Source organism: Burkholderia sp. BCC1999 (assembly GCF_905339975.1).
Taxonomy (GTDB): domain Bacteria; phylum Pseudomonadota; class Gammaproteobacteria; order Burkholderiales; family Burkholderiaceae; genus Burkholderia.
Genome location: NZ_CAJPHP010000023.1, coordinates 1 through 12,775, shown reverse-complemented (window position 1 = coordinate 12,775; position 12,775 = coordinate 1). Strand labels below are relative to the sequence as shown.

Below are 12,775 nucleotides of genomic sequence, written 5' to 3'. Positions count from 1 at the left end.
ATTCGTCGCAATTCGGCGCGCGATCGGTACGCCGCATTGCACGCAACTTTCGGTTTGTTGAAAGTGCGGCGCGAGCCCCCATCTGAATCGGGTTCGTCGGCCAGCATGCCCGGCACGCATACGCGACGTCTGGCACACTGACGATTCGCTTCATGCGCGGCTCGTCCGCGCACTCGCACCCCATTTCAACGCTCCGATGGACGTTACCGCTACCCGCCCTGCCGCCAGCGCACTCGACGTGTTTCACCCGGCCGTCGCCGCGTGGTTCCGTCGCACGTTCGCCGCGCCGACCGGCGCGCAGGCGCTCGCGTGGCCGCACATCAAGGCCGGCCGGTCGACGCTCGTCGCCGCGCCGACCGGCTCCGGCAAGACGCTCACCGCGTTTCTGTGCGCGCTCGACGATCTGGTGCGCGATGCGCTCGCGCACGACGGCACGCTGCCCGACGCGACGCTGGTCGTCTACGTATCGCCGCTGAAAGCGCTGTCGAACGACATCCACGTGAACCTCGACGCGCCGCTCGCCGGCATCGCCGAATCGCTCGCGCAACTCGGCCTGCCGGTACCGGCAATCCGCACGGCCGTGCGCACCGGCGACACCACGCAAGCGGAGCGCGCCGCGCTGCGCAAGCGCGCGCCGCACATCCTCGTCACGACGCCCGAATCGCTGTATGTGCTGCTGTCGTCCACGTCGGGGCGGCAGATGCTGTCGAACGTGCGCTCGGTCATCGTCGACGAAATCCATGCGCTCGCATCGTCCAAGCGCGGCAGCCATCTCGCGCTGTCGCTCGAACGCCTCGACGCGCTGGCCGGCCACGCATTGCCGCGCATCGGGCTGTCTGCGACGCAAAAGCCGATCGACGCGGTTGCACGCTTCCTGGTCGGCGGCCCGGCCGACGCGCCGCGCGACTGCACGATCGTCGACACCGGCCACACACGCGAGCGCGACCTTGCGCTCGAACTGCCGAACGTGCCGCTCGAACCCGTGATGGCCACCGACGTGTGGGAACAGGTGTACGACCGCATCGCGGGGCTCGCGGCCGCGCATCGCACGACGCTCGTGTTCGTCAATACGCGGCGCACCGCCGAGCGCATGGCGCGCCATCTCGCCGACCGGCTCGGCAAGGAAGCGATCGCCGCGCATCACGGCAGCCTCGCGAAGGAACACCGCTTCGACGCCGAGCAGCGCCTGAAGCGCGGCGAACTGAAGCTGCTCGTCGCCACCGCATCGCTCGAACTCGGCATCGACATCGGCGATGTCGATCTCGTCTGCCAGGTCGGCTCGCCGCGCGGCATCGCGCCGTTCCTGCAGCGCGTCGGCCGCTCGGGGCACCATGTCGGCGGTGTGCCGAAGGGGCGCCTCTTCCCGCTCTCGCGCGACGAACTCGTCGAATGCGCGGCGCTGCTCGACTGCGTGCAACGCGGCGAGCTCGATGCGCTGCGGATTCCCGAAGCGCCGCTCGACGTGCTCGCACAGCAGATCGTCGCCGAAGTCGCATGCACGGAATGGCAGGAAGACGCACTCTATGCGCGCTTCACGCACGCGGCGCCGTACGCGCGGCTGACACGCGAACGCTTCGACGAAGTGATGAAGATGCTCGCCGAAGGCTTCACGAGCCGGCGCGGCGTGCGCGGCGCATACCTGCATCGCGACGTGGTCGGCGGCACCGTGCGCGGGCGCCGCAACGCGATGATGACCGCGACCACCTCCGGCGGCACGATCCCCGACATGGCCGACTACGCGGTGCTGCTCGAACCGCAGGGTATCCAGGTCGGCACCGTCAACGAGGATTTCGCGATCGAGAGCCTGGCCGGCGACGTGTTCCAGCTCGGCAACCAGTCATACCGGATCATTCGCGTGGAAACGGGCCGCGTGCGCGTCGAGGATGCGCAAGGCCAGTCGCCTAACATTCCGTTCTGGCTCGGCGAGGCGCCGGGGCGCAGCGACGAGCTGTCGGCGGCGGTCGGCCGGTTGCGCGCGCGGCTCGACGGGCTGTTCGCCGACGGTGACCGGCAAGCTGGTGCTGGTGCTGGTGCTGGTGCTGGTGCTGGTGCTGGTGCCGGTGCCGGTGCTGGCGGACGCAAACGTCCGGGCGGCAAAGCAGAGGCCGAAGCGAATGCCGAAACCGGCGCCGCGCTCGCCCCCGCCGAAAGCCGCCTCGCGCCCGCATTGCGCTGGCTCGTCGACGAGCTTCACCTGTCTCCGGACGCCGCGCGCCAGATTGCCGACTACCTCGCCCGCACGCGCACCGCGCTCGGTGCGCTACCGACGCAGGACACGCTCGTGATGGAGCGTTTCTTCGACGAATCGGGCGGCACGCAACTCGTGATCCATTCGCCGTTCGGCAGCCGCATCAATCGCGCATGGGGGCTCGCGCTGCGCAAGCGCTTCTGCCGCAGTTTCAACTTCGAGCTGCAGGCCGCCGCGACCGACGACGCGATCATCCTGTCGCTATCGCTCGCGCACAGCTTCGCGCTCGACGAAGTGTGGCGCTACCTGCGTTCGGGCAGCGCCGAACACGTGCTGGTCCAGGCGCTGCTCGACGCGCCGATGTTCGGCGTGCGCTGGCGCTGGAACGCGACGACCGCGCTCGCGCTGCCGCGCTTCACCGGCGGCAAGCGCACCGCGCCGCAACTGCAGCGGATGAAGAGCGAGGATCTGCTCGCGACCGTGTTCCCCGATCAGGTCGCGTGCCTCGAGAACATCGTCGGCGAACGCGAGATACCGCATCACCCGCTCGTCGCCCAGACGCTCGACGACTGCCTGCACGACGCGATGGACACCGACGGCTGGCTCGCGCTGCTGCGCCGGATTGAAAGCGGCGCGATCGAACTCGTCGCGCGCGACCTGCCCGCGCCGTCGCCGCTCGCAGCCGAGATCCTGAACGCGAAACCCTATGCGTTCCTCGACGATGCGCCTCTTGAAGAGCGTCGCACGCAGGCCGTGCAGTCACGCCGCTGGAGCGACCCCGAATCGGCCGACGATCTCGGTGCGCTAGACGCCGATGCGATCGACGCCGTGCGCGACGAAGCATGGCCGCTCGTGCGCGACGCCGACGAAATGCACGACGCGTTGCTCACGCTCGCCTGTCTCTCCGACAGCGAAGCCCAGGCGCACGCAGGTTGGCCCGAGCAGCTTGCGGAACTCGCGGATCGCCGCCGCGCCACGAAACTCGTCGCGCCGGGCGGCGCCGCGCTGTGGGTGCCGGTCGAACGGCTCGTTTGTCTGCGTGCCCTTCACCCCGACGCACGCGTGACACCTGCGCTCAAGGTGCCTGCCGCGTGCGCTCAGCCGTGGGAGGCGGATGCCGCGCTCGTCGACGTGATCCGCGCGCGGCTCACCGGCTTCGGGCCGCTCACGCTCGACGCGGTCGCGACGCCGCTCGGCCTGCCGCCTGCGTCGATCGTGACGGCACTCGCGGCACTGGAGCGCGAAGGCTACGTGATGCGCGGCCGCTTCACACCGGGCGCGACGACCGACGAATGGTGCGAACGCCACCTGCTCGCGCGCATTCATCGCTATACGGTGAAGCGGCTGCGCCGCGAGATCGAACCGGTCGAGCGCGCCGATTTCATGCGATTCCTGTTCCACTGGCAGCACCTGACACCCGACACGCGCGGCACCGGCCGCGACGCACTCGCGGCCGTGGTCGAACAGCTCGAAGGCTACGAGGCCGCGGCGAGTGCATGGGAAGACGCGCTGCTGCCCGCGCGGCTCACCGACTACATGGCCGGCGGCCTCGACGAGCTGTGCCGCTCGGGCAAGCTGGTCTGGACACGCATCGGCGGGCCCGCACGCGCGGCCGGCACGCCCGTGAAAACGACGCCGATCGTGCTGCTGCCGCGCCGCCATCTTTCCGCATGGCAGGCGCTGCGCGATCCCGATGCGCAACCGGCGCTTTCCGCGCGCGCCACGCAGGTACACGATGCGCTCGCCGCGCACGGCGCGATGTTCTTCGATGCGCTGCTCGACGACCTGCACATGCTGCCCGTCGAACTCGAGCAGGCGCTTGGCGAACTCGTGTCGGCCGGCCTCGTGAACGCGGACAGCTACGCTGGCCTGCGCGCGCTGCTGAAACCGGTCGTCAAGCGCAGCGCGACCTATGCGCCGCGCACGCGACGCGGCGGCGCGTTGATCGGCGGGATGGACGACGCGGGCCGCTGGGCGCTCGTGCAGCGCCATGCGCCGCCACGCGATTCGGCCGCGCCGAAACGCGGCCTGGCCGCGACCGATCCCGACGCGCTCGAACACATCGCATGGACGCTGCTGCGCCGCTACGGCGTCGTGTTCTGGCGGCTGCTCGAACGCGAGGCCGACTGGCTGCCGAGCTGGCGTGAGCTCGTGCGCGTGCTGCAACGGCTCGAAGCACGCGGCGAGATTCGCGGCGGACGCTTCGTTGCCGGGCTCGCGGGCGAGCAGTTCGCGCTGCCCGAGGCCATCCCGATCCTGCGTGAACTCCGGCGGCAACCGGGCGACGGACAGTATGTGTGCGTGACGGGCGCCGACCCGCTGAACCTCGCCGGCACGCTGCTGCCCGGCGACAAGGTGCCGGCGCTTGCCGGCAATCGCGTGCTGTTCCGTGACGGCGTGCCCGTCGCGTCGCTGGTGTCGGGCACATTCCACTACGCGCCCGAACTGTCGCCTGCCGCGCGCGAGGATGCGCGCCTGCGGCTCGCACGCCACTGCTGACATCGGCTGACACGCGCGCGGCACGGACTACTGATCGCCGGGCCGCGTTGCCGCGATCGTTCGGGTAGCATCGAACGATTGCACGCGCGGGCTCCCGCGCGCCACCCAGACAAAACAAGACTTCCGGAGACTGCCGCTCATGACTTCGCATGCCGACTCGCCCGCCGCTCATCACGCGGGCTCGTTGACGATTTTCCAGGGTGCCGCGTTGTATATCGGCGCGGTGCTCGGCACCGGTGTGATCGCGTTGCCTGCGCTGGCCGCCGAGGTCGCCGGCCCGGCGTCGTTGCTCGCGTGGGCTGCGCTCGTCGTGCTGTCCGGGCCGCTCGCTGCCACCTTCGCCGCACTCGGCGCACGCTATCCCGACTCGGGCGGTGTCTCGACCTACGCACGCCGCGCATTCGGTCCAAAGGCCGCGGCCATCGTCGGCTGGTGCTTTTACTTTGCCGTGCCGGCTGGCGCACCGGCCGCCGCGATGTTCGGCGGTGCGTACGTCGCGGCCGTCACGGGCGGCGGGCACACGACGGTCATCGTCACGGCTGCCGCGCTGATTGCGACCGTGTCGGCCGCGAATGCATTCGGCGTTACGGTGTCGGGCCGCATGCAGCTCGTGTTGTCGGCGCTGCTCGTCACGCTGCTGCTCGCCGCGGTGCTCACGTCAGCACCGCATGCTCGCTCCGAGAATCTGCATCCGTTCGCCCCGCATGGCTGGCTCGCGGTCGGCCAGGCCGCCGCGCTGCTCGTGTGGAGCTTTGCCGGCTGGGAAGCGATCACGCATCTCGCGGCGGAATTCCGTCGGCCTGCGCACGACATGCCGCGTTCGGCCGGTATTGCGGTCGTGGTCGTCGGGTTCCTGTATCTGTCGGTCGCCGCCGCGAGCGTGATGGTGCTCGGGCCGTCGGCAGGCGCGTCCGGTGCCCCGCTCGCCGAACTGATCGCGGGCGGCATCGGCGGCCATGCGCAGGTGCTGGCGGCTGTCGCCGCGCTGCTGCTCACGCTCGGCACGATGAACGCGTATTTCGCGGGCGCGGCCAAGCTCGGTGCGGCGCTCGGGCGTGACGGCGCGCTGCCCGCGTGGCTCGCGCAGGGCAGCCAGGTCGGTGGCGTGCCGCGCCGCAGCCTCGGCGTGATTGCCTTGCTTGCAGCCGTCGCGCTGGCCGCGACGACGCTCTCGGACGTCGGCCCGAAACCGCTCGTGCTCGTGACGTCCGGATGTTTCGTGATGGTGTATGGGCTCGGTGCGGCCGCCGCGCTGAAGTTGCTGCCGCGCGGCAGCATCGCTTACCGCTGCGCGTGGATATCGCTGGTTGCGGTTGCCGGGCTTTTCCTGACGACCGGCTGGTATTTCCTGTGCCCGCTGCTGCTCGCGGGCGGCGCACTGCTTTATCTGCAGGTGACCGGGCCGCGCAAATGACCCGCGGTGCGCGCGCGGGCTGACGCCCGCCCGCTTGAGGTGGCACGCCGGCGAATCGCCAGCCGGATCGTTGGCCGGATTGCCGCGCGCATCGCGCCTGTCAGGCCGGTACCAGCGCGAAGCTGAGCCGCTTGCCGAGCGCGGCGGCCGCGCTCGCGAGCGTCGCCAGCGTGAGGCTCGTGTCGGTTTCGTCGAGCAGCCGGTTGAGCGCGGCACGGCTGGTTTTCATCCGCGCGGCCATCGCGGTTTTCGTGATGTGCTGCGCCTTCATTTCCTGCCCGATCTGCCACGCGATCACGCGCTTGATCGCGGTGGCGGTGGCCGCTTCGAGATTGCCGTCCTCTTCGAGGAAGGTATCGAAGTCGCTGCCGATATGCGGGTTGTTCGTGGTCGTCATGTCGTACTCCAATGCATGGCATGGCCGGCTGCCCGGCCGTCGGAGACAGCGGGTTACGGCGCAACCGGGAATTCAAATGGCGTGCGTCAGCGCTTTCAGGCGCGCGACGGTGACGTCGAGTTCGTCCGACGGCGTGGCCCTCGATTGCTTGAAGAAACCGTGCAGCAAGACCATCGTGTCGCCGACGACCGTGAACAGCACGCGGGCGCTCCGCCCCGGCAGCATCACACGGATCTCCCACAGATCCTTCGCCATCTTCCGGACCAGCGGCATGCCGAGCGGCCAGCCGAGTTGAACGGTCTTGATCTCTTCGCCGATTGCCCTTCGCTCCACTTGCCCGAGCGCCTTGAGCCATTCGCGCACCGGCTCGTTGCCTCGGGCCGTGCAAAAGAACCGCACGCCGAGCGTGACCTGGATCTGCTGTCTCGCCATTGTCTTGCCACCGATCGTACCAAAAACGATACGATATGCCAAGCGCCACGAGAGCGGCTACTGGCCGGTTGGCCAATCGGGAAATGGAGAAAGGAACTGAGCCGCTTGCCGCGCGGCCCGGAGGATCAGCGATCGCCGCGAGCCGGTTTGCGCGTGGCGCGTGGCGGCCGGTGCGCACGCTTGTCGCCGAACCGCGACCGTGCGATGTCTCGCACGGCATCGATCAGCGTCCGTGCGACCGGCGTCGGCTGCGCATCGGTGCGCAAAATGAGTCCAACCGGCTCGTCGGTACCCGCTGACGGCAGCGGCAGGCGCGCCAGCGCACCGGCCGACAGATCGTATTCGGCAGCATAGAGCGGCACGAACCAGACCGCGTCGTTCTCGAGCGCGAGCGCGCGAGCGACCGATACCGACAGCACCTCGATGAACGAATCCAGCGGCGGCGCACCGCATGCGCCGAGCAATTGTTCGGCCGACTGGCGAATCAGCGTGCCGAACGGCGGCAGCACGACCGGATAGCGTGCGAGCTCGGTGGCCGGCGCCGCGCTCGACAGCAACGGATGCCCGGCGCGCACGACCGCGACGAGCGGCTCGTTGTACAACTGCTCGAACGCAAGCCCGATCATCCGCTCCGGCTCCGACAGTCGCCCGATCGCGCATTCGATCGCACCGGACTTCAGCCGCTCCAACAGATCGGCGTTCGCGGCGGTCGCGATCCGCACGACGATGCGCGGCCAGCGCTCGGCCAGCGCCTTCATCAACGCCGGCGCGAGCGATGCCGCGACGGTCGGCAGCATGCCGATTTCCAGCGTCGCGGCTGCAGCGCCGCCTTCGCGCGCGAGCAGCCCGACGCCCTGCCGCAGCGCCAGCACGCAAGCATTCGCATGCGGCATGAACAACTGCGCTTCGCGGGTCGGCTGCGCACCCTGCCGGCCGCGCTCGAACAGCTTCACGCCGAGGATCGCCTCCAGTTCGGCGATCGTCTTCGACACGGCAGGCTGCGTGATCGACAGGCTTTCGGCCGCCTTCTGCACGCCGCCCAACTGCGCGACCGCAAGAAAACACTGTAGGTGCCGGAACTTGACGCGACCGTCGGCGATACGGTTATTCATAACGGGTGGTTATGCGAATGGCAATGAAATGCCATTTTGCATAACTTTCCGGATAAGCCCAAGCACTGGGTGAAACGTCACGCGTCACGCCGCAGCGCATGGAAACCGGTTGGCTCCCAGATCCGCGTCGCGATCAGCAGACCCGTGCCGTGCTTCTGCCCGAGCGGCGCGGACGACGACTCCGCATGCAGCGCGGCCGCCTTGCTGCGCAGCCGGCGCAATTCAAGTTCGAGTTCCGCGGCGGCCGCCTCGGTCAGCATCCCTTGCGAAAACGTCATCGTCTCGCCCGCGCCGTCGAAGCGGCTGTCGAGGAAATCGCCAAGGGCGTGCGCATGGAAATAACGGCGGATCGGCCCGCCCGGCAGCCAGTCGAAATCGCGCGCGACGCGTACGCGTATCCGGTCGCCCGGCAACAGCGCGACGACGTTCATCCGGTCGAGCATCAACAGGTATTTCACACATTCGGCCTTCGTCACGCGATAGGCCGACACGATGTCCTGCACGGTCCAGTAATTGATCGCGCAAACGGCGACGAGCAGCAGCTTCTCGTCCGACACGAGCAGCGCCTCCTGCTGCTCGGTCAGCATGTGCAGCCTCGGCGCCGACGCCGATGCCTCCTGCACGAGCTCGGCCAGCGTATAGCCGAGCAACTGCGCGATCTCCGCAACGCGCTCCAGCGTGAAGCGGCCGCTCGCGAACAGCCGCTTCACGCTCGTCTCGGAGACGTCAAGCGAGCGAGCGACATCGCGGTAGGTTATTCCCTGCGCCTTCAACTGGCGCTTCAGCGTTTCGATGAGTTGGGCGGTTTCGGTCATTTTAGTATCGAAAAATGATGCTCCAGGTCGGATATTAGGCTACCCGCACGTACAGATGAACACTTTTGGATACTTGTCTGCATAATCCGCTCCGTCCTGTCACTCAACGACGGAGCCGAAATGGCCACCCGCACCGAAACCGCCGCTTACGAACCGCAGCACACCGCACCGCGCGATGCACGCGACACGGATCGCACGATGCCGCTCGCCACTGTCCGCACGCTGGCCGCCAGCGCGCATGTCGGCGATCTCGTGTTCATCCGCGATCGGGCCGGCTCGCCGCGCGACGCGGCAACCACGACGGGCGCATGGGCCAACCGCTTCGGCATCGTGGTCGATACGTCGGGCGACGAACCGGTGATCGCCGAATCCGCCGCGCTGGCATGGACGAAGCTCACGCCGCTGTCGCGCTTCGTCGCCCATACCGACGGCGGACGCATCGCGCTGGCACGCCGAATCGCGGCATCGACCGCCGACGAACAGCGCCGGTTGCATGCAACGGCCGAACAGCGGATCGACGCATTGCTCGGCAACCGCTTCAACCTGCGGGTGCGGCGCGGGTTCTGCGCGCAGTACGTGAGCGACGTGATCGGTGCCGACCAGGCGCTGACGCCAGCCGCACTGCTGCGCAGCAGCATGCTTTCGGTCGAATTCGACGGGATCGTGTTCGATCCCGGCTGCAAATGACAACGGGCGCACTCAGGGAGGCCGGATAACAACAAGAACAAAAGACAAAAAATAGCGACGGGCTGGCTGGAGGGCCGTGCACGGGGTCGTCACCGACGACGCGAAGCCCGATCGCTTTCATCCGCCGGACAGGCATCCTGTCCGGCGGATTTTTCATGGGCGCGCCAAATATAACGAACGGTTATGCGTCTCGCGAAAAAAGGTCATTTTGCATAACTTTCCGGATTGGCTAAAGTCCTGCCATCCCCTACGCGAAATACCTATCAGGAGACGCCCGATGGATTCCCCCACGATCCTCACGCCGCGCGACTGGCCGTCGCATCCGGCCTATGTCCACCCCGAGTACCGTTCGTCCGTGAAGCGCGGCCCGACTCGCCCGCTGATCCCGCTGAAAGAGAAACTGCGCGACCAGTACGCGCCCGTCTACGGCGCGGAAGATCTCGGCGCGCTCGACCACGACCTGACGAAGAACGCCGTGAAGAACGGCGAGCCGCTCGGCGAGCGCATGGTCGTCACGGGCCGCGTGCTCGACGAAGGCGGCAAGCCCGTGCGCAACACGCTGGTCGAGGTGTGGCAGGCCAACGCGGCCGGCCGCTACGTGCACAAGATCGACCAGCACGACGCGCCGCTCGACCCGAACTTCCTCGGCGCGGGCCGCTGCCTGACCGACGACGAAGGCCGCTACCGCTTCCTGACGATCAAGCCCGGTGCGTATCCGTGGGGCAACCATCCGAACGCGTGGCGCCCGAATCACATCCACTTCTCGCTGTTCGGCGATTACTTCGGCTCGCGTCTCGTCACGCAGATGTACTTCCCCGGCGACCCGCTGCTCGCGTACGACCCGATCTTCCAGGGCACGCCTGAAGCCGCGCGCGATCGCCTGATCTCGCGCTTCTCGATGGACATCACCGAAGAAGGCTATGCGCTCGGCTACGAATTCGACATCGTGCTGCGCGGCCGCGACGCTACCCCGATGGAGCGCTGAACCATGACGATGCTGAAGCAAACCCCTTCGCAGACGGTCGGCCCGTACTTCGCGTACGGCCTGTGCCCGCAGCAATACGACTACGACCTGAAAAGCCTGTTCACGCCGACGATCGCCGCGGCGCACGCCGAAGGCGAGCACGTGCTGCTGGTCGGCCAGGTGTTCGACGGCGACGGCAACGTGGTCGGCGACGCGGTGCTCGAATTCACGCAGGTGGACGGCGCGGGCCGCTACCCCACCTCGCGCGACGACATCGCGAAATCCGGCTTCACGGGCTTCGCACGGGTCGGCACGGGCACCGATGCGCAGCAGCGCTTCGTCGTCGAGACGGTGAAGCCCGGCCGCCTCGCCGCCGACGAGGCGCCGCACATCAACGTGACCGTGATGATGCGCGGGATCCTCACCCATGCGTTCACGCGCGTATACTTCGACGACGAAGCCGCGGCGAACGCGACCGATCCCGTGCTGAACGCGGTACCGGCCGAGCGCCGCGCGACGCTCGTCGCGAAACGCGACGCGCAGCCGGGCCGCCCGGTCGTCTATCGCTTCGACATCCGCATGCAGGGGCCGGACGAAACGGTGTTCTTCGACGTTTGACGCACGCGCCGGCGCACGCCGGCTTCGCACGCAACCGCACGCCGCGTGGTGCGATACCGACAGGCATCGCACCACGCGGCGTTTTTCGTGGGCCGTCGCCATCATTCGATGATGCGTCGCATCGTGGCGAGGTGCGGCGGCGAACGCCTGTTGCCCGAGGCTTCCCGCCCCGATATCGAACGCCCGATTGAAACGCATGCTGCGACCGCACATGAAACGTCGGCCCAGCGGGATATCGTTTGCCTGTTATGCGGCGTATCCTTCGTTATCCGCAACGCTCAAACGGAATTAAATCCGCACCAGAAATAATTACGCATGTAATGCGCGACACCGCCCGGCAGGCTGTGCGCGCATTTTTTCTGACCGAGTGCCTTTAAACGCGTCCGACCGAACTTGGCGGGCGCGTATTTTTTGCGGCTTCGACCGGCTAGCGCCGGATCTCCAGATACCGGCTCGGCGTGTCGCCCAGGATGCGGCGAAACGCCGATGTGAACGCGCTTGCGCTCGCGTACCCGAGATCGAGCGCGACGCGCGTCACCGGCTGCCCGTCGGTCAGGCGGGCAATCGCCGCGAGCATGCACACCTGCTGGCGCCACGCGGCAAAACTCACGCCCGTCTGCGCGCGGAACTGCCGCGTGAACGTCCGCCGGCTCACGCCTGCATCGGCCGCGACCTGGTCGAGATCGGCCGCGATCGACGGCGACGCGAACAGGTGCCGGCACACCTTCGCCAGCCGCGCATCGGCCGGCAGCGGCGCATGCAGCGACAGGCGCGGCATCGTCGCGATTTCCGCGACCAGCAGATCCATCAGCTTGCCCGCACGGCCGCCGACGTCGTACAGGGCCGGCAGGTCGATCGCATCGTCGATCAGTTGCCGCAGCAGCGGCGACACGCCATACACGCCGCACTGCCCGGGCAGGCCAACCGCCTGCGCGGCGTCGCCGGACACGAACGTATTGAGCATCGTGACCGGCCCGGTCATCGTCATTTCGTGCCGCACGCCGGCCGGCACCCAGCACGCGCGCTGCGGCGGCACCAGCCAGCGCCCGTGCGGCGTCGACACGCTGATCGTGCCGCGCGACGCGAACGCGAATTGCCCGCGCCCATGCGCGTGCTCCGGAAACGTCGTGCCCGCCGCATAGTCGTTGGCAGTCACGACCACGTTGCGCGGAATGTGTTCGTAGGGATCTAGCAGCGTATTTCTCACGGCCCGAATTCCATCATCAATGACCCGATATCGAAGGCGGGTCTCCTTCGCGCGATTTACGATCCGCTCCACCCTTGCGTGACCTCGCGGCCGCAAGACCCGACGGCCTGATCGGCCGGATTGCCACTACATCGGAGCGGACATGCCGAATACGTTTCATCGTGTGGGGGACGGCCCCCACCCTGTTCTTGTACTACCCGGCTGGTTCAGCGACGCCCACGCGTTCGAACCCGTCGAAGCGTGGCTGTCACGTGAGCATTTCAGCTATGTATTCATGGACTACCGCGGTTACGGCCGCATGCGCGACGCACGCGGCGACTACACGATCGACGAAATCGCCGCCGACGCGCTCGCGCTTGCCGACGCACTCGATTTCACGACCTTCAGCGTCGTCGGCCACTCGATGGGCGCGATGGCGGCCGAGAAAGTCGCCGTCATCGCG

Annotated in this window: 11 protein-coding genes; 6 read left to right on the top strand and 5 right to left on the bottom strand. The window is 68.0% G+C overall.

Features of this window, described 5'->3' with window-relative positions; translation table 11 throughout:
• The first annotated feature begins 196 nt into the window (after window positions 1-196).
• Together U5809_RS27595 and U5809_RS27590 are read left to right on the top strand one after the other, a co-directional pair.
• Complete coding sequence (locus U5809_RS27595; RefSeq protein WP_322088851.1) at window positions 197-4,687, top strand: DEAD/DEAH box helicase; 4,491 nt, start codon at window positions 197-199, stop codon at window positions 4,685-4,687.
• 139 nt (window positions 4,688-4,826) lie between these two features.
• The gene (locus tag U5809_RS27590) at window positions 4,827-6,101 is read left to right on the top strand and encodes an APC family permease (RefSeq protein WP_322088850.1); all 1,275 of its coding nucleotides are present in this window, start codon (window positions 4,827-4,829) and stop codon (window positions 6,099-6,101) included.
• Between the two features lie 100 nt (window positions 6,102-6,201).
• On the opposite strand, the gene U5809_RS27585 is transcribed toward U5809_RS27590, so the two are convergent.
• The 4 genes from U5809_RS27585 to U5809_RS27570 all read right to left on the bottom strand — a co-directional run bounded on the left by U5809_RS27585 (window position 6,202) and on the right by U5809_RS27570 (window position 8,857).
• Complete coding sequence (locus tag U5809_RS27585; protein WP_174948783.1) at window positions 6,202-6,498, bottom strand: XRE family transcriptional regulator; 297 nt, start codon at window positions 6,496-6,498, stop codon at window positions 6,202-6,204.
• Between the two features lie 72 nt (window positions 6,499-6,570).
• Window positions 6,571-6,930, bottom strand: coding sequence for a type II toxin-antitoxin system RelE/ParE family toxin (locus U5809_RS27580; RefSeq protein ID WP_322088849.1), 360 nt, complete (start codon window positions 6,928-6,930; stop codon window positions 6,571-6,573).
• Between the two features lie 125 nt (window positions 6,931-7,055).
• Entirely contained in the window at window positions 7,056-8,042 is a 987-nt protein-coding gene (pcaQ, locus tag U5809_RS27575; RefSeq protein WP_282510377.1) for a pca operon transcription factor PcaQ, read from the bottom strand.
• Window positions 8,043-8,119: 77 nt separating this feature from the next.
• Window positions 8,120-8,857, bottom strand: coding sequence for a helix-turn-helix transcriptional regulator (locus tag U5809_RS27570; RefSeq protein WP_322088848.1), 738 nt, complete (start codon window positions 8,855-8,857; stop codon window positions 8,120-8,122).
• Window positions 8,858-8,977: 120 nt separating this feature from the next.
• Here U5809_RS27570 and U5809_RS27565 point away from each other — a divergent pair, with 120 nt between their 5' ends.
• From U5809_RS27565 to pcaG, 3 genes are all read left to right on the top strand, one after another.
• Entirely contained in the window at window positions 8,978-9,544 is a 567-nt protein-coding gene (locus U5809_RS27565) for a YiiX/YebB-like N1pC/P60 family cysteine hydrolase (RefSeq protein WP_322088847.1), read from the top strand.
• Between the two features lie 277 nt (window positions 9,545-9,821).
• The gene (pcaH, locus tag U5809_RS27560) at window positions 9,822-10,529 is read left to right on the top strand and encodes a protocatechuate 3,4-dioxygenase subunit beta (RefSeq protein WP_175015586.1); all 708 of its coding nucleotides are present in this window, start codon (window positions 9,822-9,824) and stop codon (window positions 10,527-10,529) included.
• Window positions 10,530-10,532: 3 nt separating this feature from the next.
• Complete coding sequence (pcaG, locus tag U5809_RS27555) at window positions 10,533-11,126, top strand: protocatechuate 3,4-dioxygenase subunit alpha (protein WP_322088846.1); 594 nt, start codon at window positions 10,533-10,535, stop codon at window positions 11,124-11,126.
• 427 nt (window positions 11,127-11,553) lie between these two features.
• On the opposite strand, the gene U5809_RS27550 is transcribed toward pcaG, so the two are convergent.
• Window positions 11,554-12,333: an AraC family transcriptional regulator gene (locus tag U5809_RS27550; RefSeq protein ID WP_282510387.1), complete on the bottom strand. Its 780-nt coding sequence runs from the start codon at window positions 12,331-12,333 to the stop codon at window positions 11,554-11,556.
• 142 nt (window positions 12,334-12,475) lie between these two features.
• On the opposite strand from U5809_RS27550, the gene U5809_RS27545 reads away from it, so the two are divergent.
• On the top strand, window positions 12,476-12,775 hold a 300-nt coding region (locus tag U5809_RS27545; RefSeq protein ID WP_322088845.1), incomplete at its 3' end, for an alpha/beta hydrolase.

Bases quoted from the DNA above. Each gene is read 5' to 3' on its own strand.
- U5809_RS27595 (WP_322088851.1), top strand. From the start codon at position 197: ATGGACGTTACCGCTACCCGCCCTGCCGCCAGCGCACTCGACGTGTTT.
- U5809_RS27590 (WP_322088850.1), top strand. From the start codon at position 4,827: ATGACTTCGCATGCCGACTCGCCCGCCGCTCATCACGCGGGCTCGTTG.
- U5809_RS27585 (WP_174948783.1), bottom strand. From the start codon at position 6,498: ATGACGACCACGAACAACCCGCATATCGGCAGCGACTTCGATACCTTC.
- U5809_RS27580 (WP_322088849.1), bottom strand. From the start codon at position 6,930: ATGGCGAGACAGCAGATCCAGGTCACGCTCGGCGTGCGGTTCTTTTGC.
- pcaQ (WP_282510377.1), bottom strand. From the start codon at position 8,042: ATGAATAACCGTATCGCCGACGGTCGCGTCAAGTTCCGGCACCTACAG.
- U5809_RS27570 (WP_322088848.1), bottom strand. From the start codon at position 8,857: ATGACCGAAACCGCCCAACTCATCGAAACGCTGAAGCGCCAGTTGAAG.
- U5809_RS27565 (WP_322088847.1), top strand. From the start codon at position 8,978: ATGGCCACCCGCACCGAAACCGCCGCTTACGAACCGCAGCACACCGCA.
- pcaH (WP_175015586.1), top strand. From the start codon at position 9,822: ATGGATTCCCCCACGATCCTCACGCCGCGCGACTGGCCGTCGCATCCG.
- pcaG (WP_322088846.1), top strand. From the start codon at position 10,533: ATGACGATGCTGAAGCAAACCCCTTCGCAGACGGTCGGCCCGTACTTC.